Raw genomic sequence first — 20,923 nt, 5'->3', positions numbered from 1 at the left:
AGTTGACACCCCTGCCTGGTTGCAGCAAGTGCTGAGGCACGACTCGTGACGGGACCATCCACCGGAACCTCCCGTTTCAAGCAGCTCGGCTTCGCCATCGCCTAGGGCGCCTCGGCTTCGCCTTCGGGTCGGCTCGCCTTCGGCATTGCGTTGATCAGCGTGCTTCTTCGAAGTAGAACCCGGACTCCAGGTCCTCCAGGAGGCTGGGTTCCTTTGGTTCCCAGCCCAGTAGCGCCTTTGTGCGTGCGCCGGAGGTTGGGGCGTCGCGGGCGACCATGTTGGCCAGTGGGCCGAAGTGGTCCTGTGCTTGTTCCAGAGGGATGCTTGCTACCGGCACGTTCAGGTGTCGGCCGATGGCTTCGGCGATTGTCTTCAGTGGCACGGCTTCCTCGGCTACTGCGTGCAGCACTGCGCCTGCGGGGGCCTTTTCCACGGCGAGGCGGTAGAGGCGGGCCGCGTCCAGGGTGTGGGTGGCGGACCAGCGGTTCGTGCCGTCGCCCGGGTAGCCGGAGATGCCGGTGGTGCGGGCGGTTTTGATGAGCAGGGGGATGAAGCCTGCTGTGTCCAGTTCACTGTGGACGGTTGGGGGCAGGACTACGACCGAGCCTCGGACGTGGTGGGCGTCGATGATCAGGTTTCTTGCGGTGCCTCGGCTGTGGTCGTCGGGGACGCGTTCTTCTTCGGTGGCGGTGTGGCCCAGTCCGGAGTAGGTCAGGGTGCCGCCGGTGCCGATGAGGGGCTTGGTGGTGCCGGACAGTTCGTCCAGGAAGGCGCGGACCACTGCTACGTCGGCGTCGGAGGCGGCTTTGTAGTCGCCGCGGAACATTTCCTCGTGTTTGAAGGCCAGGTGGATCACGGCGTCTGCTTCGGCTGCGCCCTTGCGGAGGGCGTCCAGGTCGTCCAGGTCGCCGCGATGGGCGATGGCGCCTTGGTCGGTGAGTTTGGTTGCTGAGGTGTCTGAGCGGGCCAGGCCGATTACCTGATGGCCTGCTCGCAGGAGTTCTGGGACGAGTGCCGAGCCGACGTGGCCGCTGGCGCCGGTGACGAAGACCTTCATGGAACGACTCCCGTGAGTGATGGGACTTGGTCTCATCAACCGTAGCAGAGTGATGAGACCAAGTCGCATCACTTAGGATGTGGGCTATGGGTCGATGGGAGCCGGACGCGCGGGAGCGGTTGGTGCGTGCTGCGCTCGACCTGTTCAGCGAGCAGGGGTACGAGAACACGGCGGTTGCGCAGATTGCCGAGCGGGCCGGGCTCACGAAGAGCACGTACTTCCGGCACTTTCGGGACAAGCGCGAGGTGTTGTTCGGCGGCCAGGACGAGTTGGTCGAGTTGTTGGTCGCGGGGATCGATGGTGCGCCTGAGGGGGCTGGGGCGCTGGTGGCGGTCGAGGGGGCGCTGGTGGCGATCGCGGTCACGTTCACCGAGGAGCGGCGGGCCAACGGGCCTCGGCGGCTGGCGGTGATTGCGGGCAACGACGAGTTGCGGGAGAGGGACGCGCTCAAGATGGCCGGGTTTGCCCGCACGATGGTTGAGGCGTTGGAGCGGCGGGGCGTGGCGGAGCTTGATGCTGCCGTTGCTGCCGAGTTGGGGGTGTTGGCGCTTCGGCGGGGGTATGGCGAGTGGCTCGAGGCCGGCGGGGACTTCGGGGAAGTCGCCCGCCGGACGCTCGAAGAGGTTCGGGTTGCGGCTGCCGCGTTAGAGCGTGCTGAGTAGTTCTTCGACCTCGGCAGCGATGCGGTCCAGGGCCTGGTCGTTGTCGTGGGCGGTGATGGCTCGGTCGATCCAGTCGGCGATCAGCGGCATCTGGGACGGCTGGAGGCCTCGGGTGGTGATGCCGGGGGTGCCCAGGCGGATGCCGGACGGGTCGAACGGCTTGCGGGTGTCGTAGGGGACGGCGTTGTAGTTCAGTTCGATGCCTGCGCGGTCCAGGGCGCGGGCCGCCGGCTTGCCGCCCAGTTGTTTCGAGGTCAGGTCGACCAGGATCAGGTGGTTGTCGGTGCCGCCGGAGACCAGGTCGAAGCCGCGGTCCAGGAGTGCGTCGGCCAGGGCCTTGGCGTTCGCGACGATCGCGTGGGCGTAGTCGCGGAACTCAGGCTGTGAGGCTTCCTTGAGCGCCACGGCGATTGCGGCGGTCGTGTGGTCGTGCGGGCCGCCTTGGAGGCCGGGGAACACGGCGCGGTCGATCGCTTTGGCGTGTTCGGCGTCGCACAGGATCATCGCGCCGCGGGGGCCTCGCAGCGTTTTGTGCGTGGTCGTGGTGATCACTTGGGCGTGGCCGGCCGGTGACGGGTGTGCGCCGCCTGCGACCAGGCCGGCGATGTGCGCGATGTCGGCCACCAGGACCGCGTCGATCTCCTTGGCGATCTCGGCGAAGGCCGGGAAGTCGATCGTGCGCGGGATCGCGGTGCCGCCGCAGAAGATCACCTTCGGGCGTTCGGCCAGGGCGAGGGTGCGGACCTCGTCCATGTCGACGACGCCGGTGTCCTTGCGGACGTCGTACTGCACCGCGTGGAACCACTTACCGGTGGCGGACACGTTCCAGCCGTGGGTGAGGTGGCCGCCCATCGGGAGCGACATGCCCATCACGGTGTCGCCCGGCTGCAGGAACGCCAGGTAGACGGCGAGGTTCGCCGGTGCGCCGGAGAGCGGCTGGACGTTCGCGTGGTCCACGCCGAACAGTGCTTTCGCCCGGTCGATGGCGAGCTGTTCGACCTGGTCGATGATCTGCTGGCCCTCGTAGTACCGCTTGCCGGGGTAGCCCTCGGAGTACTTGTTCGTCAGGACTGAGCCCGTCGCCTCAAGCACCGCCGCCGACACGTCGTTCTCGGACGCGATCATGCGCAGTTTGCTCGCCTGGCGGCGTTGTTCGGCCTGGATCAGGGTGGCGATCTCGGGATCGACTTCGTGCAGCACGGCATCACTCCGTGCCGGGCACCCAGGCGTTCGGTGCGCTCGGCCGTCGCTTCCCGGTGGTCACTTCCACCCTCGGCACGCCAGTCGCTTTCGACGTGCCGAGCTTAGTCCAGCGTGAACGGGTCGTACTTGATCCGGTCGAGCGGAGTTCCGGCGACCAGCATGCGGGAGACCGTCGATCTGATCATGGCGGGGCTGCCGCAGACCAGGACGTCACGTTCTTCCCACGCGCCGTAGCGAGTGACCACGTCGGCCAGGCTGCCCTGCTCGACGCCGCGGACACCGGGGTCCGACTCCAGCACCGGCACGACCGTGAGCCACGGGTTCGTGGTCGCGATGCGTTGCAGGTTGTCCAGGTCGTACAGGTCCTCGCGGGTGCGGCCGCCGTAGAACAGGTGCACGCGCGGGTTCTCGCCGTACTGCGCCATCTCGTCGATGATCGCGTGCATCGGCGCGACGCCCGTGCCGCCGGCCACCATCAGGATGTCCGAGCCGGCCGTGCGATCGACCGACAGACGTCCCATCGGCGGACCGATGCGCCAGGTGTCACCGGCCTGCGTGTGGCCGACGACCGAGCGTGACACCCAGCCGCCGTCGACGGACCGGATGTGGAACTCGATGACGCCGTCTTCACGCGGGGCGTTCGCCGGCGAGTAGTACCGCCACAGGCGCTTGCGCTGCGGCGTCTCCACGCTGACGTACTGACCGGCCTTGTAGTTGACGGGGTGGTCAGGCTGCAGCCGCACGACCGCCAGGTCCCACGACACGCGCTGGTGCTCCAGCACCGTCGCGTGCCAGTACGCGGGCCCGTTGTCGGCGTCGGCGGCCTCCTGCATGGCTCGCGCCATCAGCGTGTAGGCCTCGGCCCAGGCCATTTCGACCTTCGGCGTCCAGGCGGCGCCGGAGAACTTCTTCACCGCGGACAGCAGTGCGGTCCCCACGGCCTCGTAGTGGACGTTGATGACACCGAACTTCCGGTGGTCACGGCCCAGCTGACGCAGGAAGGGGATGAGGTCGTCCGGACGGTCGACCATCTGCACCACGTGCACGAGGGCCCGCAGCAGGCGGCTGCGTTGGACCTCCATGTTCGCGGGGAACATCTCGCGTGTGGCAGGCGAGAGCGAGAAGAGCATCCCGTAGAAGAACTTCGCCACTTCTTCGGAATGCGGCTCCACCACCGCGAAGCTCTCCCGGATCATCCGCACCATCGCGGTGACACCAGGCGGAGGTTCTCGGTGAGGCGGGGTAGGGATCGGGCTCAGCACAGCGTTCGCAGTCATGGTCCGCGCGCAGTCTCCACAATCTGATTGGCGCCAGCAAGGCGCTGTCGTCCTCGTCAAGCATCCGTCCCCCGACAGGGTGGACAGTAACCCCTGATCGGGCTGTTTGACTCCTTGATGCCACCTTCGAGCGAAGCACGATTACCGTACGCAACTAGTTGTTACCGCAACAGTGTGAATGTGAGGGTCCGTCTGTACCGGGTTGCGTGCTTGCGTGCTTGGGTTGGGCGCGTGTCCCTGCCTGAGCTGACTGAAACCACCTCACCCGACCGTGTTGAGCTACCTGGCTCACGCGGTGAGCACTTCCTCCAATGTGCCCTGGAGACACAGGACCGCGCCACACGCTTCTACTCGGACCAGGTCCTGGATCACCTCAACCCCGCGATGGCCGAGTTCGTGGGCCGGATGGAGATGGCGTTCATCTCGACCGCCGATGCCGACGGGGAGTGCGACTCCACGCTGCGGGCCGGTCCTGCCGGGTTCCTGCGCGTGGTCGACTCCAAGACGGTCGTGTACCCCGAGTACCGGGGCAACGGCGTGATGGCGTCCCTCGGCAACATCATGGAGAACCCGCACGTCGGGATGCTGATGGTGGACTTCGCCGACGACCTGATCGGACTGCACGTGAACGGGCGCGCGCGGGTCGCGCCCCAGGAGGAGTTCGCCGAGTTCGTCGGGGACGACCGGCGGATCGAGCGGTGGGTGGTGGTCGAGGTGCAGGAGGCCTACATCCACTGCCGCAAGCACATCCCCCGGATGATCCCGGTCGACCGCGTCCGGGACTGGGGCACCGACGACGTCAAGCGCAAGGGCGGCGACTTCTTCGGGGTCAAGGCGGACAAGGGCGCCACCGCGAGCGACTGACCTGGCAGTTCCGGTCGGCCTCGCTGTTCTGGTCACATGGTGGTGTGCCGTGTGTCTTCTGTTCGATCATGTCCGGCGACCTGCCCGCCCGATGGGTGGCGCAGGCGCCGGACGCTTCTCCTGAGGCCTTTGCCGCTGCCGGGCTGATGATTCAGCGGGTGGCGCGGGCAGCGGAGGCGGCGCTGAGGGCTACCGGGGAGCCGTCGGGACGGCACGTCGAGGGTGATCTGGCCGGGATGTTGAGTTCCGCGATGGCCGCCCAAGCCTCATGAGCGCACAGGCCCCATGAGCGCGCAGGTGTCGCTCCAGCGGCCGCGCCGACGCTGTGGTGTGACCCATCAGCCACCGAATTAGTTGGCCTAGCTAACTATCTCCAGATATAGTTGTATGGCATCAACTAACTACTGGAGGTGTGCTTGAACCGGCCCTCGTCGCATCGGGAGATCCTCGAAGCGCTTTCCGGCATCTGGGTAGCGCTGCTGGTCGCGATCCTCAGCTCCACCATCGTCTCGAACGCACTCCCGACGATCCTGGCCGAGCTCAAGGGCACGCAGACCCAGTACACCTGGGTCATCACGGCGATGCTGCTCGCGTCCACCGCGAGCACGCCGCTGTGGGGCAAGCTCGCGGACCTCTTCGACAAGAAGATGCTGTTGCAGGTCAGCATCGTGTTGTTCGTCGTCGGCTCGGTGTTGTCCGGGCTGAGTCAGAACATGGAGCAGCTCATCGCGTTCCGGGTCGTCCAGGGCCTGGGCATGGGCGGTGTGCAGGCGCTCGGCCAGGTCGTGGTCGGCGCGTTGCTCAGCCCGCGTGAGCGCGGGAGGTACAGCGGCTACACCGGCATGGTGATCTCCGCGGGCACCGTCGGCGGTCCGCTGGTCGGCGGGTTCGTCGTCGACTGGCCCGGCTGGCGCTGGTGCTTCTTCGTCTGCGTGCCGTTGGCGTTGGTGGCGCTGGCCGTGCTGCACAAGACGCTGCACCTGCCCACCAAGAAGCAGCACGTGAAGATCGACTACCTCGGCGCCACGCTCATCACGGGCGGGGTGAGCCTCGTGCTGATGTGGGTGTCGTTCGCCGGCAAGAACTTCGACTGGATCAGCGGGGCGAGCGCCCTCTTCGTCGGTGGCGCGGTGCTGGCCATCGTCGGCGCCTACTTCGTCGAGCAGCGGGCCAGCTCTCCGGTCATCCCGCTGCACCTGTTCAAGAACCGGACCGTGGTGCTGGCGATGCTCGGTGGCATCGCGGTCGGCACGGCGATGTTCGGGGCCTCGGTGTTCATGGGGCAGTACTTCCAGATCGCGCGCGGGTTCTCGCCGACCAAGGCCGGGTTGCTGACCGTGCCGCTGGTGCTGGGGCTGAGCATCTCGTCGACGGTCAGCGGGCAGCTGATCGCCAAGAGCGGCAGGTGGAAGAGCTACCTGGTCTGGGGTGCGTTCTCGCTGGTCATCGGGCTGGCGTTGCTCGGCACGATCGACCACGGCACGAACCTGGTGCTGATGGGCGCCTACCTGGCGCTGGTGGGCGTCGGGGTCGGGCTGACCATGCAGAACCTGGTGCTGGCCGTGCAGAACGGCGTGGGGATGGCGGACCTCGGTGCGGCCAGCTCCACGGCCACGTTCCTGCGGTCGCTGGGCGGGACGGCCGGCGTCTCGGTGCTGGGCGCCGTGCTGGCGGCCCACGTGAGCACCAAGACGCTCGACCGCGGCTCCCTCTCCCCAGTGGTGCGGGACTCCTATGGCGACGCGATGGGTGAGCTGTTCCTGATCGCCGCCGGTCTCGCGGTGTTCACGGTGATCGCTGTGCTGTTGATCAAGGAACAGCCGTTGCGGGACTCCGTGGATGTCACCCCAACGGGTTCTGGTGCACAGACGGTCGCCACTGAGCTTGATTCACCTGTGGATACTGAACAGCGGATTGTGGACAACTCGACCTCCGCTGTGGACAAGCTGTTGGTCCTTTCGAGTGACGGCGATCAGGAGGTCGCGGCGCGTTCGGCTGCGCTGCGTTCCACACAGAACTCGTTGCCCTCGGGGTCGCGCATGGTGACCCAGCCGGTGCCGTCCGGCCTGCGCTGATCGTCGAAGATCGTCGCGCCGATGCCGACCAGGCGTTCCACCTCCTGGTCGCGGGTGCCGTCGGTCGGCTGCAGGTCGATGTGCAGGCGGTTCTTCAGCTCTTTGCCCTCGGGGACGTTGATGAAGAGGTAGTTGATGCCGCTCGGCAGCACGACCATGCACTCCGGGTCGCCGGGGTTGTCCTCGGGGTGCAGCGGCAGGTTGAGAACCTGGCCCCACCACGAGGCGATCTCGTAGGAGTCGCGGGCGTCGACGGTGACGTTGTGGATGATTGAGGTCATGGGGCTGATCTTCGCCTAGCCTGGGGGAACCGCCGCCCGATTTTCGGGAGAGGGCGCGTTCCATGAGGCTGTTGGTTCCAGCTGTGCTCATAGCCGGCCTGCTCGTACCGGGCGTGGCGGCTGCGGCACGCTGCACGTCGGTGGCGACGGACGCCGCGTTGGCAGAAGCGATCGCTCGACGCGGTGCGTGCGTTGTCGTGGAAGACGGCACGTATGCGCCGGTCACGGTCGGCGCGGACGGGGTGCACCTGAAAGCGCGCAAGCGTTTGGGTGCCGGGTTCGCCGCCGGGACCGTGATCGTCACGGGTTCGGGCGTCACCGTCGAGGGCTTCACGTTCACCGGCAGTGCGAACCTCCGGCTCGACAACACGGTCGGCGCGCGGATCACCCGCAGCCTGTTCCGGTCGTCGGCCGCGGAGTTCGTGCAGGTCCACGGGCAAAGAGGCGATCGCAACAGGGTCGACCACAACGAGATGGGCCCGAAGGCGCAACAGGGCCACATGGTGCAGATCGGCAAGAACCCGTTCACGCCGACGAACACCCTCGTCGACCACAACTACCTGCACGATCTCGCTTCCGGTGTGCAAGGGGGCGAGGCGCTGCGCGTCGGCGGGTTCGGGCCGCCCGGCGACTACTTCCACGCCGGTGCGGTGTTCGAGTACAACCTGCTGGTCCGGCTGTCCGGCGACGCCGAGATCCTGTCGCTGAAGAGCTCGGCGAACACCTTCCGCTTCAACACGGTCCGCGAGTCGGCCGGCGAGATCAACATCCGGGCAGGCCAGGCCAACGTGATCCACGGGAACTTCGTGTTCGCCGACGGGCTCAAGGCCGCGCACGGGATCCGGTTGAGCGAGGACGACCACGTCATCACCGACAACTACGTCGAGACGATCGAGGACGCCTTCCTGATGTTCGCGGGCGACGAGAAGCCGGGGAACCCGCCGCCAGGAGTGCCGCCGTCGGGTCCGTTCGTCGGGCACGCGCAGGTGCGCAAGGCGGTCGTCACCGGCAACTCGTTCGTCGCGACGGGTGGCCGCGGCGTCGACTTCGGTGGCGGGGTCAAGCCGCCGGAGGATCTGACGTTCGCGAACAACCTGGTCAGCGCTGCCGGTGGCCTCGGTGTCGGCAACGCGGCCACTGTCACGAGGCCTGTCTACGGTGGCAACGTGGTGTGGTCGCCGCAGCCGGGAGTGTCGGGGCCTGGGTTCGTGCTGGCGGATCCCGCGCTGGTGCGGGGCTCGCACGGGTTGCTGGAGCCGACCGAGGTCGCGTTGCGGGCCGGTGTGCGCGGGTACGGCAAGTACGACGTTCTCGGGCGCAACCGCTTGTCTCCGCCGGACGTTGGAGCGGTGGAGGCATCGAGCTGGTCACGGCCGGTGCGCAAGCCGTTGACGGTCAGTGATGTGGGCCCGTTCTCATAGTTGAGCGGAACACGCTCAACTTTTCTGACGTTGTGCGGGATGATGGTCCATGCTTGAGGCTGACCACGAGGTGGAGGAATGGACGCTTTCAACCCGACGACCAAGACGCAGCAGGCGGTTTCCGCGGCGGTGCAGGCCGCAACGCTCAACGGGAACCCGGACGTGGGTTCCGTGCACCTGCTCAGTGCACTGCTGGCGCAGACGGACGGGTTGACCGCCCCGTTGCTGTCGGCGGTGGGTGCCGACCCGGCGCAGGTGCGCAAGGAGCTGGAGCAGCTCTCCCGCTCGTTGCCCAGCGCCTCCGGCTCGACCGTGTCCGCCCCGCAACTCTCGCGCGACGCCGTGCGGGTGCTCGGCAAGGCACAGGAGCTCGCCACCGAGATGGGTGACGAGTACGTGTCCACCGAGCACCTGCTCGTCGGGCTGGCGCAGCACGGCGGCCAGGTGGCCGACCTGTTGCGCCGGCACGGTGCGACGCCCGACGCGCTGACCGAGGCCTTCACGAAGGTGCGCGGTTCGGCGAGGGTGACGTCGGCGGACCCGGAGGGCACCTACAAGGCGCTGGAGAAGTACGGCGTCGACCTGACCGAACGTGCGCGCAAGGGCGAGCTCGACCCGGTGATCGGCCGTGACGCCGAGATCCGCCGGGTCGTGCAGGTGTTGTCCCGGCGCACCAAGAACAACCCGGTGCTGATCGGCGAACCCGGCGTCGGCAAGACGGCGATCGTCGAGGGCCTGGCGCAGCGCGTGGTGGCAGGCGACGTGCCGGAGTCGTTGCGCGGCAAGAAGGTCGTGGCCCTGGATCTCGGCTCGATGGTCGCGGGCGCCAAGTACCGCGGTGAGTTCGAGGAGCGGCTCAAGGCCGTGCTGAAGGAGATCACCGACTCGGCCGGCCAGGTCATCACGTTCATCGACGAGCTGCACACGATCGTCGGTGCGGGCGCGACCGGCGAGTCGGCCATGGACGCCGGCAACATGATCAAGCCGATGCTGGCCCGCGGCGAGCTGCGCATGGTCGGCGCGACGACGCTGGACGAGTACCGCGAGCACATCGAGAAGGACGCCGCCCTGGAACGCCGCTTCCAGCAGGTCCTGGTCGGCGAGCCGTCGGTGGAGGACACCGTCGGCATCCTGCGCGGTCTCAAGGAGCGCTACGAGGTGCACCACGGCGTGCGCATCACCGACGCCGCTCTCGTTGCCGCGGCGACGTTGTCCGACCGCTACATCACCGCGCGCTTCCTGCCGGACAAGGCGATCGACCTCGTCGACGAGGCCGCGTCCCGGCTGCGCATGGAGATCGACTCCCGTCCGGTCGAGATCGACACCGTCGAACGTGCCGTGCGCCGGCTCGAGATCGAGGAAATGGCGCTGGCCAAGGAATCCGACCTCGCGTCGGTGGAACGGCTGCACGCCCTGCGCGCCGAGCTGGCGGAGAAGCGCGAGGAGCTGTCCGCCCTGACGGCCAGGTGGCAGAACGAGAAGGGCTCCATCGACCGAGTGCGGACGCTGAAGGAGCAGCTGGAGTCGTTGCGCGGCGAGTCCGAACGGGCCGAGCGCGACGGCGACCTCGGCCGCGCCGCCGAACTCCGCTACGGCCGGATTCCCGCGCTGGAAAAGGACCTTGAGGCGGCGTCCGAGTCCACTCAGGACGATGCCATGCTCAAGGAGGAGGTCGGCCCCGACGACGTCGCGGACGTCGTGGCGGCGTGGACAGGCATCCCGGCCGGACGCCTGCTGGAGGGCGAGACCGCCAAGCTGCTGCGGATGGAGGACGAACTCGCCCGCCGGGTCGTCGGCCAGGCCGAGGCCGTGCGGGTCGTGTCGGACGCCGTGCGCCGGACACGTGCCGGCGTCGCGGACCCGGACCGCCCGACGGGGTCGTTCCTGTTCCTCGGCCCCACCGGCGTCGGCAAGACCGAGCTGGCCAAGGCGCTGGCGGCGTTCCTGTTCGACGACGAGCGGGCGATGATCCGCATCGACATGAGCGAGTACTCCGAGAAGCACTCGGTGGCCCGCCTGGTCGGCGCGCCTCCCGGCTACGTCGGCTACGACCAGGGCGGCCAGCTGACCGAGTCGGTCCGCCGCCGCCCGTACTCGGTCGTGCTGCTCGACGAGGTCGAGAAGGCGCACCCGGACGTGTTCGACGTGCTGTTGCAGGTGCTCGACGACGGCCGCCTGACCGACGGCCAGGGCCGCACCGTCGACTTCCGCAACACGATCCTGGTGCTCACCTCGAACCTGGGCTCGCAGGCCATCACGAACCCGTCGATGACCGAGATGGAACGCAAGGACGCCGTGCTGTCGGTGGTGCAACGGCACTTCAAGCCGGAGTTCCTGAACCGGCTCGACGACGTCGTGGTGTTCCACGCGCTCGCCACCGAGGAACTGACGTCCATCGTGGACATCCAGATCACCCGCCTGGCGAACCGCCTGGCCGCCCGCCGGCTGACCCTGGACGTGACGGCGTCGGCACGGGACTGGCTGGCACTCAACGGTTTCGACCCGATCTACGGGGCCCGGCCGCTGCGGCGGCTGGTGCAGTCGGCGATCGGCGACCAGCTGGCGAAGGAGCTGCTGGCCGGTGAGGTGCGCGACGGCGACACGGTTCGGGTGGACGTGCTGGACGACAACTCGGGCCTGATCGTGGGCCGCAGCGCCTGAGCCAGGTGCGTTTCGAGGCGGCCCCGCCTGATCGGCGGGGCCGCTTCGTCGTACCGCGGTAACTCACCAATTCACCGGCAGCGAGACCAGCGCACGGACGTTGGTCTCCATCCGGTACGCCAACTCGGACTCGTCGACGGCCAGCTCCAGCCCCGGGAACCGTTTCAGCACCGAGGTCAGCGCGATCCGCAGCTCCAGCTTCGCGAGCTGCGCGCCCAGGCAGTAGTGCGGCCCGAAGCCCATCGCCAGCGGTGCCGCGTCGGCACGGCCGAGGTCCAGCCGGTCAGGATCCGGGAACACCGCAGGATCCCGGTTGGCCGAGGAGAGGATCGGCAGCACCGCGGCGCCCTTCTCCAGCTGCACGCCGTCCAGCTCGACCGCTTCGGTGGTGACCCGCGGGAGGGTCGCGGCCATCAGCCGGGAGTAGCGCAGCAGTTCCTCGACGGCCGAGCCGATCAACGCCGGGTCGTCGATCAGCCGGCGCATCTCCGCAGGGTGCCTCAGCAACGTCAGCAGGGAGTTGCTCAGCTGGTTGACCGTCGTGTCGTGGCCCGCGGCCAGCAGCATCTGCAGGTTCGCGAGCATCTCGGCCGACGTGAGGTGACCGCCTTCGTCGTGGGCCTCGACGAGGGCGGTGATCAGTTTGTCGTCGGGCCGGACTCGCTTCTCCTCCACCAGGTCGGCGAGGAAGCCCTGCATGTCGTTCTCGGCCTGGCGAAGCTCTTCCGGCGTGAGGACGGACGTCATGAGCACGCCGGTCCAGCGGCGGATGTCGGGAGCGTCGGAGTAGGGCGCTCCGAGCAGCTCGCAGATGACCATCGTGGGCAGCGGGGTGCAGAGACCGGCGACGAGGTCTGTTGGCTGGGCGTCCAGCAGTGCGTCGACGATCGCCTGGACGCGGGGTTCGAGGGTGGCGACCATGCGCGGGCTGAACGCGGAGGCCACGAGTTTGCGGGTGCGGGCGTGTTTGCGGCCCTCCATCGAGGTGAGGACCAGCGGGTTGGCCGCGGACGGGATCGTGACGGGGCCACCGGGGCGGGTGGCCTCCTCGCGACTGAAACGCGGATCGGTGAGGACCTGTCTGCAGGCGGCGTAGGACAACGCCAGCCAGATGTCGATCGGACCCATCTTCGCGAGCACGACGGGTCCCTCGGAGGCGAGGAGTTGCTGGGCCTCCGGCTCGTTGTCCAACGAGCGCGGCGTGGTGAACGGGAACGTGGCGGACATGTCCTGAACCACGTCGAATTGGCGCGCCCAGTTCACGACGCGTGGAAGTGATCTTCGTTCCGCGCGCCCGACCCACTACGCTTCAGCTGTGGACATACCGGCGTGGGTCTGGTTCACCGTCGCTGCGGTGGCGGGTGTGGCGGGGTTCGCCCTGCTGGCGACCGACCGTGCGCAACGAACCGCCCGAAATCGTGAACGGCGCCGTTGGGCTGCCCTGCGCGGCTGGCAGTTCGAGGAGACAGACCACGTGCTGCCGACGCGCTGGGAAGCCGGCGCGATCGCCTACTACGGCACCGGGCTCGCCCGGGACGTGGTCGCGGGCTCGACCTTCACCGCGGACGGGCGCCGGCAGGTCTACGTGCTCGACCACGAGACCGGTGGCAAGGTCAACTCGGTGCTGGTCGGCGTGCGCTGCCGCAGGGCGTTGACCGTGGTCATCGAACTCTGGCTGTCGACGGTCCCGTTCCAGCGCGACAACGACAAGATGCCGATGCCCGACCTGCTCGGCCCGGTCGGCTCGCGGTACGCGTTCGTCACGGACGTCCCGGCCGCCCGCAAGATCATCACACCGGACCTGATCGACGCCGCCGAGGAGATCGGTGGCGACGTCACGGTCGTCTGGATGGAGAACGACTGGGTGCTGGCCGCCGCGCCGCCGAACTCGTCGCCCGCCCGCCTGGAGCGGCTGCTGCGCGACGTCGGTGAGCTCGCGGACGTCATCGACCCGTTCGACCCGGATCCCTCCGAGCGCGAGGAACCGGTGGCGGAGGACGACGAGGGCGGCGAGGTCTACCGGCCGTCGTTCGGCCGCAAGCAGCCGTAACTCATGTGACGGTGGGTGAGCGACGGTCATACGTACCGTCCGTCGTTCCACCCCAACCAGCACTATTCCAAATCGTCACCAAAGTGGTGTGACCTACATCACACTTCACTCTGTGTAAAACATCCGGGCCCGATTCAGATACTCCGTGCGTAAGTCGTCGTGTCCCCAACCCCCCGGAGGGAAGCACGATGTACGGAGGAAAGTTGGTTCCGCCCGTCGCCGCAGCCGGCACGGCGTCCGTCGTGACGCTGGCCAACACGGGTGCGTCGGTCGGATGGTTGCTGTTCGGCGGAGTCGCTCTGGTCGTTTCGGGCCTCGCGCTGCGTCTTGTCGTACTTCGCCGCCCGGCGAAACACGACGTGTGATCATCGGCGGCCTTCGACCCCGGCGATTTTCCGACTACCGTTCGGTGGCATGCCAACCGCACTGGTGACCGGATCGACCGTCGGGATCGGGGCCGCCTTCGCCCGCAGGCTCGCGGCTGAGGGATACGACCTCGTGCTGGTCGCGCGCACCGCGTCCGCACTCGAGGAGCTCGCGCAGAAGTTGCGCGACCGTCACGGCGTCCAGGTCGACGTCCTGCCGGCTGATCTCAGCGACAAGACCGACCGCGCAAAGGTCGAGACACGGCTGGCGGAGTCGCCGGTCGACCTCCTCGTGAACAACGCCGGTTTCGCCAACACCGGCGAGTTCTTCGCGGCCGACATCGAGAAGCTGCAGGCCCAGCTGGACGTCAACGTCGCCACGGTGCTGCGCCTGTCCAGGGCCGCGATCCCGCCGATGATCGCCCGCGGCAAGGGCGACGTGATCAACGTGTCCAGCGTGGCGAGCTTCCTGCCCGGCCGCGGCACCAGCTACAGCGCCGACAAGGCGTGGGTGACGACGTTCTCCGAGGGCATGAACCTCGCGGCCGAGGGTTCCGGCGTGCGGATCATGGCGCTGTGCCCCGGTTTCGTGCGGACCGAGTTCCACAAGCGGGCCAACATCGACATGTCCAAGACGCCGAGCTGGCTCTACGTGGACGCCGACCGGCTGGTGCACGAATCCCTGCGTGACCTGCGCCGCGGCAAGCCGCTGTCGATCCCCGGCGTGCAGTACAAGGCCATCGTGACCATCTCGCGACTGCTCCCGCGCGCCCTCGTGCGCAAGATGGCGTCGCGCTTCGCCGGCGGCCGCGGCCGAACCTGAGCGGAACCATTCGGCCGAACGGCGCGTCGGAGCACTCGTGAGCGAACAGTTCCATGTCGAACCGAACGAGCTGCGCGGGTACAGCGAGCTGCTGGACCGCAACGCCCAGCACTTCCTGACCATCAAGGACCACGCGATCTCCAAGGGCGGTGACACCAGCGGGTTCACCGGCCTGCTGACGTTGCTGCACCCCGTCGTGACCGGTGTCGCGAACCTGTACGGGGAGACGTTGGACTTCGCGAACAAGATGATGCTCAAGGACTCCGACGCGCTGAAGAAGACAGCCGACACTTACGACAAGGTCGACCTTCACGGCGTTCAGCTGATGAAGCAGGCCGGGGGTGGCCGATGACCACGGCATACGCAGACGTCCAGGACCCTTCGGCCGCGCTCAACGCCGCCGCGGAGGACCGCCCTGGCCGGCAGTCCACCAAGGAGCTGATGGAAGCTGCCGGGTGGAAGCTGCAGGGCGTCAACTGGATCTACGAGAAGGTCACCGGCGAGAACCTGATCGAGGCGCTGATCACCCCGCTGGTCGGTGACTTCGAGAAGATCGACGCCAACGCCAACGCGTGGGACCAGGTCGCCAAGGCCCTGGACTCCGTGCGGCACAACGTCGGCGAGGGCGTCGGCCAGCTCAACCCGCACTGGAACGGCGGCGCCGCGCAGGCGTTCGAGCGTCGCATGGACACCATGTGGGTCATCGCGATCGAGGCGGACTCCCAGGTCGCCCGGATCATCGGCAACAAGTTCCAGTCCATGGCGTCGGCGTGCCGTTCGGCCACGAAGATCGCCCTGTTCCTGCTCGACAAGCTCTGCACGATGCTGCTCGAGGCCGCGATGACCGCGGTGATCCCGGTCGTCGGCTGGGGCCGCGCGGTGTGGATGGTCTACGACGCCATCCAGATCGTCGACGCGATCCGCAAGATCATCCAGTCGATCATGACGCTGATCGAGGGCGTCAAGGGCATGGTCGACGGCATCGTGGCGATGGGCACGGCGCTGATGAAGCTCAAGGACGTCAGGGACGTGAACGACTTCCTCGACGTGGTCGACGGCGTGCAGGACGGCAAGCAGAAGTTCGACAACGGCAAGGCCGCCGCGAAGTCCGGTGCGATCGGTGTCGGTCTGGGTGCCTACAGTCTCGGCAAGGCCGGTTCCGCGGCCTCCGGTCGTTCCAGCTCGGGCTCGGGTGGCTCCCCTGCTCCCGCTCCCGCGCCGGCTCCGGCTCCCAGTGGTGGTGGTCAGCAATGACGTTCCCGTACGACCAGGCGCGGCTGCAGGCGTTGTTCGACAACGTGGAAGCCAAGATCGACGACCTCGGGAAGGTCGCGACGGAGGCGTCGCAGGTGCAGCGCCGGTCGCGGGGACTCTCCGAGCAGGACCTCGCCGAGATCGAACGGTTCGCGAAGTCGCCGGGCGCGCCGAAGGAGCTCAAGGACCTCCAGCAGCGCGTCGACGCCGGCGAGATGTCGTGGGCCGACGTCGCCTCTGGCCGTGCGGTGCACGACGAGGGTGTGCAGAAGGCACTCGCCGTCGGTGTGCCCGACCTCCAGCGCGCCTACAACGCGATCGAAGAGGGCCAGGACATCGACGACATCATCGCCTCGGGCAACCCGGCCGCTCAGCAGCCGCCGCCCCGTTCGCGCCGTGATGACGACGACGAGGACGACGGCCCGAGCCACTTCCGCAAGGACGCCTGGTAGTCAGGCCGGCCAGGTGCCGCTGCCGCTCAGGTGGCTGGTCCCGGTGCCGCGAACGACGTCGAAGGCGACCGCGCAGGCGGTCGCCAGCGAGCGCACCGGCTCGGTCACCTGAGGGTTGATCTGGACGTGGTCCCGGCGGACGCGCCTGCCGCCCCGCTTGGCGCGTGCGCCGGTCTCGATCCGCCCGATGTCGCTGAAGAAGCAGAGCTGCTGACCGTTCGCGTCGTGCAGTGACTGCTGCCAGGCGCTGTGCGTCTTGATCGTCCCGATCAACTGCCCCTGCGGCGTGCTCACCCGCACGTGCGGGCGTCGTCCGAACTGCTTGCCGATGTGCATGATCGGCTGGCCGTGCGGTGTCACGACGTCGAGGTCGAACGTCGTCCAGCCGGAGAACCCGGTGTGCCGCAGCGGTCGCTGCAGGCCCGGCCCGCTGCGCTCGCTGACCACCATGACCGGCGTGTCGTGTTCGTCGAACACCTCCACCCGGTAGTGCGGCCGGAACAACAGGCTCATGGACGTCCACGGCTGTTCCACGTAGAGGATGCTCACGGTGATGCAGGGTACGAGGCACTGACGGCCCGTGTGTGCGAAGCTAGCGACCCGTGCGAACTGAAGTGGTCTTGGACGCGAACGCTAAGTCGGAACTCGCTCGTCTCGTGAGCGAATTGGCCGTGGTGCACGGCAAGGTAACTCTCTCCAGCGGCAAGGAAGCCGACTACTACGTCGACCTGCGGCGGGCGACGCTGCACCACGCGGCGGCTCCCCTGATCGGCAAGCTGCTGCGGCAGCTCACCAGCGACTGGGATTTCGTCGCTGTCGGCGGTCTCACACTCGGTGCGGATCCCGTTGCCTACGCGATGATGCACTCCGCCGCGATCGACGGTGACGTGCTCGACGCGTTCGTGGTGCGCAAGGCGAGCAAGGCGCACGGCATGCAGCGGCAGATCGAGGGCATCGACGTGCGCGGCCAGCGTGTTCTTGCTGTTGAGGACACCTCCACCACGGGCGGTTCGGTGCTCACGGCCGTCACCGCGCTGCGCGAGCACGGTGCTGACGTCATCGGTGTCGCCACCGTCGTCGACCGCGGCACGGGCGCCAAGGAGGCCATCGAGGCCGAGGGTCTGCAGTACCGGTACCTGCTCGACCTGAACGACCTCGGCCTGGCCTGAGGTTTTATCGAGAGCGCTTCGAGCCACCCCGTCTTAGTCTGGAAGGCGGGGTGGTGCGAATGGCCAGGTTCTTCGCCGAAGCGGTCATGATGCTGCACTTCGCCGTGCTGGCGTTCCTGCTCGTGGGCGGGTTCATCGCATGGCGGTGGCGTGGCGTGATTTACGCGCATCTGACGATCGGTGCGTGGGCGATCCTCAGTCTGTTGGTACCGGTGACGTGCCCGCTCACGACCGCGGAGGAGTTCTTCCGCGCTGAGGCGGGGATGCCGTCGCTCGGGACCGGGTTCATCGACCACTACATCGACGGCGTCTGGTACCCGGAGAGCGCGTCGACGCTGGTCCAGCTGGTGCTGGGGTCGATCGTGATCGTCTCGTGGATCGGGTTCTACGCTGGCGCACGTGCTGCTCGAAGGCTTTCACACGGTTAAGCACGCCCTGCGCTTCGGCGCGGAGGTGCGCCCGTTGCTCACCACGAACCTGGCCGACGCGGTCAAGCTCGCCGAGTCGCACGCGCCGGACCTGGTCGAGGCCTTCTCGCGGGCCACCGAGGTCGACCGGGCCACCTTCGTGCACAGGGTCGGCCGCACGCATCCGACTGGCGTCGCTGGGTTCGCGGACCGGCCGGAGCTGCCGTTCGACCGCGGTGCTCCGATCGTCCTGCTCGACAACCCGCGCAACCTCGGCAACTTCGGTGCCGCCATCCGGGTGGCGGCGGGTCTCGACGCGGGCGGGGTGATCTCCACCGGTGACGTCGATCCCTGGCACCCCAACGTGCTCAGGGGATCGGCCGGCCTGCACTTCGCGTTGCCGGTCGGCAAAGCCACGAGCCTCGACTTCGCGGGCGAGCTGATCGCGTTCGACGCGGACGGCGATCTGCTGAAGGGCGCGATCCCGGACAACGCCGTGCTGGCGTTCGGTTCGGAGCGTCACGGGCTGTCGGAGGAGGTCCGCGCGAAGGCCACCAGGATCGTCCGGCTGCCCATGCGGGACCAGGTCAGCAGTTACAACCTGACGACTTCTGTGGCGATGGGTCTCTACCACTGGGTGATTCATCGAGCTTCTTGACCGGTCAAGCACTCACGATGAGCAAGTGGTGATCGCGAAACTGCTGGCGGCACGCGCGGGTGTCGCGGAGCGCGCGGTGTACTCCAGGCACCTTCGGCGGGTCTGGGGTGTGCCGGGCACGCTCCTCGGAGCACGGGCGTGGCCCCCGCTCTTCCGGGACAAGCTGCACTCCAGCTTCAACTACTGGTGGCAGGCGCACCTGCTCGACTGCATGATCGACGGTTACCTGCGCTCGCCCAACGAGCTGCGCAAGACCGCGATCACCAAGGTCGTGCGGGGCATCCGGGTGCGCAACGTCCTCGGCTGGACCAACGACTTCTACGACGACATCGCGTGGCTCGGCCTCGCGCTGCAACGCGCGCAGCACGAGGTCGGTGTCGCGAAACCCAAGGCGCTCACCGCCATCGCCGAACGGCTGCGGGACGGCTGGACCGACCATGCCGGCGGTGGCATCTGGTGGAAGCGCAAGGACGACTTCAAGAACGTGCCGGCGAACGGCCCGGCCGCGATCTTCCTGGCCCGCCAGAACGAACGCGCTGACCTCGCCCGCGCCCGGTCCATCGTGGACTGGGTCGAGGACAACCTGGTCGACCCCGGCAACGGCCTCGCGTGGGACGGACTGCACGTCCACCCCAACGGTGACATCCGCGAGTACGAGAAGAACATCTACACGTACTGCCAAGGAGTTCTGATCGGTGCGTGTGTCGAACTGGCCCAGCACGGGCAGCAGGACAAGTGGCTCGACAAGGCCGCCCGCACGATCACCGCGGTGCACGACGACCTGGCCACGAACGGCGTCATCAGGGGCCAGGGCGGTGGTGACGGCGGCCTGTTCGCGGGCATCCTCACCCGCTATCTCGCCCAGGCCGCGCTGATCATCCCGGACCTCGACCCCGACCGGCACGAGACCGCGGACCTGGCCAGGGAACTCGTGGTCCAGTCGGCGGAAGCGGCCTGGCTCAACCGCGTGATGGCGGTGAGCGGCCCGTTGTTCGGTCCGGAGTGGACGGTCCCGGCGGACGAGCGCGAGGGACGCGACCTGTCCGTCCAGCTCGGCGGCTGGATGTGCCTGGAGTCCGCGGCCCTGCTCGAACGGCACGGCTTGAACGTGGCTACTGCTTGAGGTAGCTCAGCAAGGTCTTGGCGTCCTCGCGGAACTGCTCCGGCGAGTCGTCGAGCACGAACTCCAGCAACGCGTTGCGCTCGATGCCGTCGCGCGCGAGCTCGGTCAGCACCGGCTTCCACATGTCGCGGCGCGCGGCGAGCGGCAGCCGTTCGGTGAAACCACCGGGACCCCACGAGAAGACGTGTGCCGTCACCGGTTCCAGCGTCCGCACCTCGTGCACGGCGGAGAACACGTCCTGCCCTCCGCGCGGCTGCCAGTACGACACCACGCCGTCGACCTCGTCGAGCAGTTGAACCGTCGAGTCCAAGGTGTCCGTCAGGGTGTTCCGGTGGTACTCCAGTGCGATCTTGGTGCCCATCGCGTCGGCGTGCTCCACGGCGTGCTGCAGAGCTTCGATCACCGGTGCGCGGTCAGGACATTCGGCCGACCCGGCGGTGCCCGCCCAGACCCGCACGAACGGCGCGTCCAGCTCGGCCGCGGTCTCCAGGATCGCCGCCAGGTCGCCGCGATCGGACACACCCGCGCGGTAGTACGACCCGTACGCCGCCACCTTCAGGCCGGTGTCCAACGCCCGCCGTGCCGCCGCGAAGTCGCCGGGCGGCACGTGCACGTCGCCGCCCCACTCCACGGCCTGCAGTCCGCACTCCGTTGTCAGCTCACCGATCTCCTCGACCGTGAGCTGCCGGAACGTCACCGAGACGAGGCCGGGGATCAGCATCCGCAGGACTGCCGGTGCATCAGCGAGGGAGAGAGCCGGATGGTCTCCGGCGGCCGCTCCGGGTCGGCGATCCGGGACAGCAGCAGCTTCACCGCGGTCCTGCCGATCTCCTCGACCGGCTGGGCCAGCGTGGTCAGCGGCGGTTCGATCAACGTCGCCCACTCGACCTCGTCGTACGCGACGACGGCCAGATCGGTGCCGAGTTTCAGGCCGCGGGCACGTGCCTCGTGCAGCATGCCGACCGTGACGAGGTGGTCAGCGGCCACGACCGCGGTCGCCGGGTCGTCCTGGTCGAGCAGCGGCGCGAGCCAGCCGCTCTGCGACACCAGCGCCTCGTCCCACTTCAGGCCCGCTCGGCCGAGGCCGAGCCGGTAGCCGAGGATGCGTTCCTCGGTGGTCG

24 protein-coding genes and 1 riboswitch are annotated in these 20,923 nt (G+C 68.0%); of the genes, 16 read left to right on the top strand and 8 right to left on the bottom strand.

Features of this window, described 5'->3' with window-relative positions:
• Nucleotides 1-154: 154 nt before the first annotated feature.
• Entirely contained in the window at nucleotides 155-1,057 is a 903-nt protein-coding gene (locus tag ACWGE0_RS44590; RefSeq protein ID WP_452266907.1) for an SDR family oxidoreductase, read from the bottom strand.
• 86 nt (nucleotides 1,058-1,143) lie between these two features.
• On the opposite strand from ACWGE0_RS44590, the gene ACWGE0_RS44585 reads away from it, so the two are divergent.
• Nucleotides 1,144-1,719: a TetR/AcrR family transcriptional regulator gene (locus ACWGE0_RS44585; protein ID WP_452266906.1), complete on the top strand. Its 576-nt coding sequence runs from the start codon at nucleotides 1,144-1,146 to the stop codon at nucleotides 1,717-1,719.
• Here the strand turns inward: ACWGE0_RS44585 and ACWGE0_RS44580 are convergent.
• Nucleotides 1,702-2,919 carry a serine hydroxymethyltransferase gene (locus tag ACWGE0_RS44580; RefSeq protein WP_452266905.1) on the bottom strand — a complete coding sequence of 406 codons (1,218 nt, stop codon included), beginning with the start codon at nucleotides 2,917-2,919 and terminating at the stop codon, nucleotides 1,702-1,704. The two genes, ACWGE0_RS44585 and ACWGE0_RS44580, sit on opposite strands and share 18 nt — an antisense overlap.
• A gap of 13 nt (nucleotides 2,920-2,932) precedes the next feature.
• A riboswitch (ZMP/ZTP riboswitch) is annotated at nucleotides 2,933-3,017 on the bottom strand.
• Between the two features lie 6 nt (nucleotides 3,018-3,023).
• Nucleotides 3,024-4,127: an FAD-binding oxidoreductase gene (locus ACWGE0_RS44575; protein ID WP_319964926.1), complete on the bottom strand. Its 1,104-nt coding sequence runs from the start codon at nucleotides 4,125-4,127 to the stop codon at nucleotides 3,024-3,026.
• A gap of 303 nt (nucleotides 4,128-4,430) precedes the next feature.
• Between ACWGE0_RS44575 and ACWGE0_RS44570 the strand changes: the two genes are divergently transcribed.
• The 3 genes from ACWGE0_RS44570 (at nucleotide 4,431) to ACWGE0_RS44560 (ending at nucleotide 7,138) form a co-directional block, all read left to right on the top strand.
• Nucleotides 4,431-5,063, top strand: a complete 633-nt coding sequence (locus ACWGE0_RS44570; RefSeq protein ID WP_452266904.1) for a pyridoxamine 5'-phosphate oxidase family protein — start codon at nucleotides 4,431-4,433, stop codon at nucleotides 5,061-5,063.
• Nucleotides 5,064-5,107: 44 nt separating this feature from the next.
• Nucleotides 5,108-5,335, top strand: a complete 228-nt coding sequence (locus ACWGE0_RS44565) for a hypothetical protein (RefSeq protein WP_452266903.1) — start codon at nucleotides 5,108-5,110, stop codon at nucleotides 5,333-5,335.
• Nucleotides 5,336-5,479: 144 nt separating this feature from the next.
• Nucleotides 5,480-7,138, top strand: a complete 1,659-nt coding sequence (locus ACWGE0_RS44560) for an MDR family MFS transporter (protein WP_452266902.1) — start codon at nucleotides 5,480-5,482, stop codon at nucleotides 7,136-7,138.
• Here the strand turns inward: ACWGE0_RS44560 and ACWGE0_RS44555 are convergent.
• On the bottom strand, nucleotides 7,036-7,419 hold the full coding sequence (locus tag ACWGE0_RS44555; RefSeq protein WP_452266901.1) for a VOC family protein: 384 nt from the start codon (nucleotides 7,417-7,419) through the stop codon (nucleotides 7,036-7,038). The genes ACWGE0_RS44560 and ACWGE0_RS44555 overlap by 103 nt on opposite strands.
• A gap of 62 nt (nucleotides 7,420-7,481) precedes the next feature.
• Here ACWGE0_RS44555 and ACWGE0_RS44550 point away from each other — a divergent pair, with 62 nt between their 5' ends.
• Together ACWGE0_RS44550 and clpB are read left to right on the top strand one after the other, a co-directional pair.
• Entirely contained in the window at nucleotides 7,482-8,840 is a 1,359-nt protein-coding gene (locus ACWGE0_RS44550; protein WP_452266900.1) for a chondroitinase-B domain-containing protein, read from the top strand.
• A 78-nt stretch (nucleotides 8,841-8,918) separates the two neighbouring features.
• Nucleotides 8,919-11,501 (top strand): ATP-dependent chaperone ClpB, encoded by a 2,583-nt coding sequence (clpB, locus tag ACWGE0_RS44545; protein ID WP_452266899.1) that lies wholly within the window; start codon nucleotides 8,919-8,921, stop codon nucleotides 11,499-11,501.
• Nucleotides 11,502-11,564: 63 nt separating this feature from the next.
• Here clpB and ACWGE0_RS44540 read toward each other — a convergent pair whose 3' ends face one another.
• Nucleotides 11,565-12,728 carry a cytochrome P450 gene (locus ACWGE0_RS44540; RefSeq protein WP_452266898.1) on the bottom strand — a complete coding sequence of 388 codons (1,164 nt, stop codon included), beginning with the start codon at nucleotides 12,726-12,728 and terminating at the stop codon, nucleotides 11,565-11,567.
• 88 nt (nucleotides 12,729-12,816) lie between these two features.
• On the opposite strand from ACWGE0_RS44540, the gene ACWGE0_RS44535 reads away from it, so the two are divergent.
• From ACWGE0_RS44535 to ACWGE0_RS44510, 6 genes are all read left to right on the top strand, one after another.
• Nucleotides 12,817-13,551 carry a hypothetical protein gene (locus ACWGE0_RS44535; protein WP_452266897.1) on the top strand — a complete coding sequence of 245 codons (735 nt, stop codon included), beginning with the start codon at nucleotides 12,817-12,819 and terminating at the stop codon, nucleotides 13,549-13,551.
• A gap of 188 nt (nucleotides 13,552-13,739) precedes the next feature.
• A complete protein-coding gene (locus ACWGE0_RS44530) occupies nucleotides 13,740-13,916 on the top strand; it encodes an LPXTG cell wall anchor domain-containing protein (RefSeq protein ID WP_452266896.1) in 177 nt (58 codons plus the stop codon).
• 49 nt (nucleotides 13,917-13,965) lie between these two features.
• Nucleotides 13,966-14,739 (top strand): SDR family NAD(P)-dependent oxidoreductase, encoded by a 774-nt coding sequence (locus tag ACWGE0_RS44525; protein ID WP_452266895.1) that lies wholly within the window; start codon nucleotides 13,966-13,968, stop codon nucleotides 14,737-14,739.
• 37 nt (nucleotides 14,740-14,776) lie between these two features.
• Nucleotides 14,777-15,091, top strand: a complete 315-nt coding sequence (locus tag ACWGE0_RS44520) for a hypothetical protein (protein WP_452266894.1) — start codon at nucleotides 14,777-14,779, stop codon at nucleotides 15,089-15,091.
• On the top strand, nucleotides 15,088-15,993 hold the full coding sequence (locus ACWGE0_RS44515) for a WXG100 family type VII secretion target (protein ID WP_452266893.1): 906 nt from the start codon (nucleotides 15,088-15,090) through the stop codon (nucleotides 15,991-15,993). Before ACWGE0_RS44520 ends, ACWGE0_RS44515 begins: the two co-directional genes overlap by 4 nt.
• A complete protein-coding gene (locus tag ACWGE0_RS44510; RefSeq protein ID WP_452266892.1) occupies nucleotides 15,990-16,445 on the top strand; it encodes a hypothetical protein in 456 nt (151 codons plus the stop codon). The genes ACWGE0_RS44515 and ACWGE0_RS44510 overlap by 4 nt, the downstream gene beginning before the upstream one ends.
• Here ACWGE0_RS44510 and ACWGE0_RS44505 read toward each other — a convergent pair whose 3' ends face one another.
• Nucleotides 16,446-16,994 carry a hypothetical protein gene (locus ACWGE0_RS44505; RefSeq protein ID WP_452266891.1) on the bottom strand — a complete coding sequence of 183 codons (549 nt, stop codon included), beginning with the start codon at nucleotides 16,992-16,994 and terminating at the stop codon, nucleotides 16,446-16,448. It lies immediately after the preceding gene.
• Between the two features lie 71 nt (nucleotides 16,995-17,065).
• Between ACWGE0_RS44505 and pyrE the strand changes: the two genes are divergently transcribed.
• Genes pyrE through ACWGE0_RS44485 form a run of 4 tightly spaced genes read left to right on the top strand, consistent with a single transcriptional unit; the run spans nucleotide 17,066 to nucleotide 19,802 of the window.
• Complete coding sequence (gene pyrE / locus ACWGE0_RS44500; RefSeq protein ID WP_319964939.1) at nucleotides 17,066-17,614, top strand: orotate phosphoribosyltransferase; 549 nt, start codon at nucleotides 17,066-17,068, stop codon at nucleotides 17,612-17,614.
• Between the two features lie 59 nt (nucleotides 17,615-17,673).
• Nucleotides 17,674-18,042, top strand: coding sequence for a DUF2784 domain-containing protein (locus ACWGE0_RS44495; RefSeq protein ID WP_452266890.1), 369 nt, complete (start codon nucleotides 17,674-17,676; stop codon nucleotides 18,040-18,042).
• Nucleotides 18,014-18,679: a TrmH family RNA methyltransferase gene (locus ACWGE0_RS44490; RefSeq protein WP_452266889.1), complete on the top strand. Its 666-nt coding sequence runs from the start codon at nucleotides 18,014-18,016 to the stop codon at nucleotides 18,677-18,679. The genes ACWGE0_RS44495 and ACWGE0_RS44490 overlap by 29 nt, the downstream gene beginning before the upstream one ends.
• A 25-nt stretch (nucleotides 18,680-18,704) precedes the next feature.
• Entirely contained in the window at nucleotides 18,705-19,802 is a 1,098-nt protein-coding gene (locus ACWGE0_RS44485; RefSeq protein ID WP_452266888.1) for a glycoside hydrolase family 76 protein, read from the top strand.
• On the opposite strand, the gene ACWGE0_RS44480 is transcribed toward ACWGE0_RS44485, so the two are convergent.
• On the bottom strand, nucleotides 19,792-20,523 hold the full coding sequence (locus tag ACWGE0_RS44480; protein WP_452266887.1) for a sugar phosphate isomerase/epimerase family protein: 732 nt from the start codon (nucleotides 20,521-20,523) through the stop codon (nucleotides 19,792-19,794). The genes ACWGE0_RS44485 and ACWGE0_RS44480 overlap by 11 nt on opposite strands.
• Nucleotides 20,517-20,923, bottom strand: a 407-nt coding sequence (locus tag ACWGE0_RS44475) for a LacI family DNA-binding transcriptional regulator (RefSeq protein ID WP_452266886.1), incomplete at its 5' end; no start/stop codon positions are given. The genes ACWGE0_RS44475 and ACWGE0_RS44480, both read right to left, overlap by 7 nt.

This window comes from Lentzea sp. NPDC054927 (assembly GCF_053610285.1).
The sequence above is the reverse complement of the archived record's forward strand: the minus strand, read 5'-3'. Positions and strand labels throughout refer to the sequence as shown.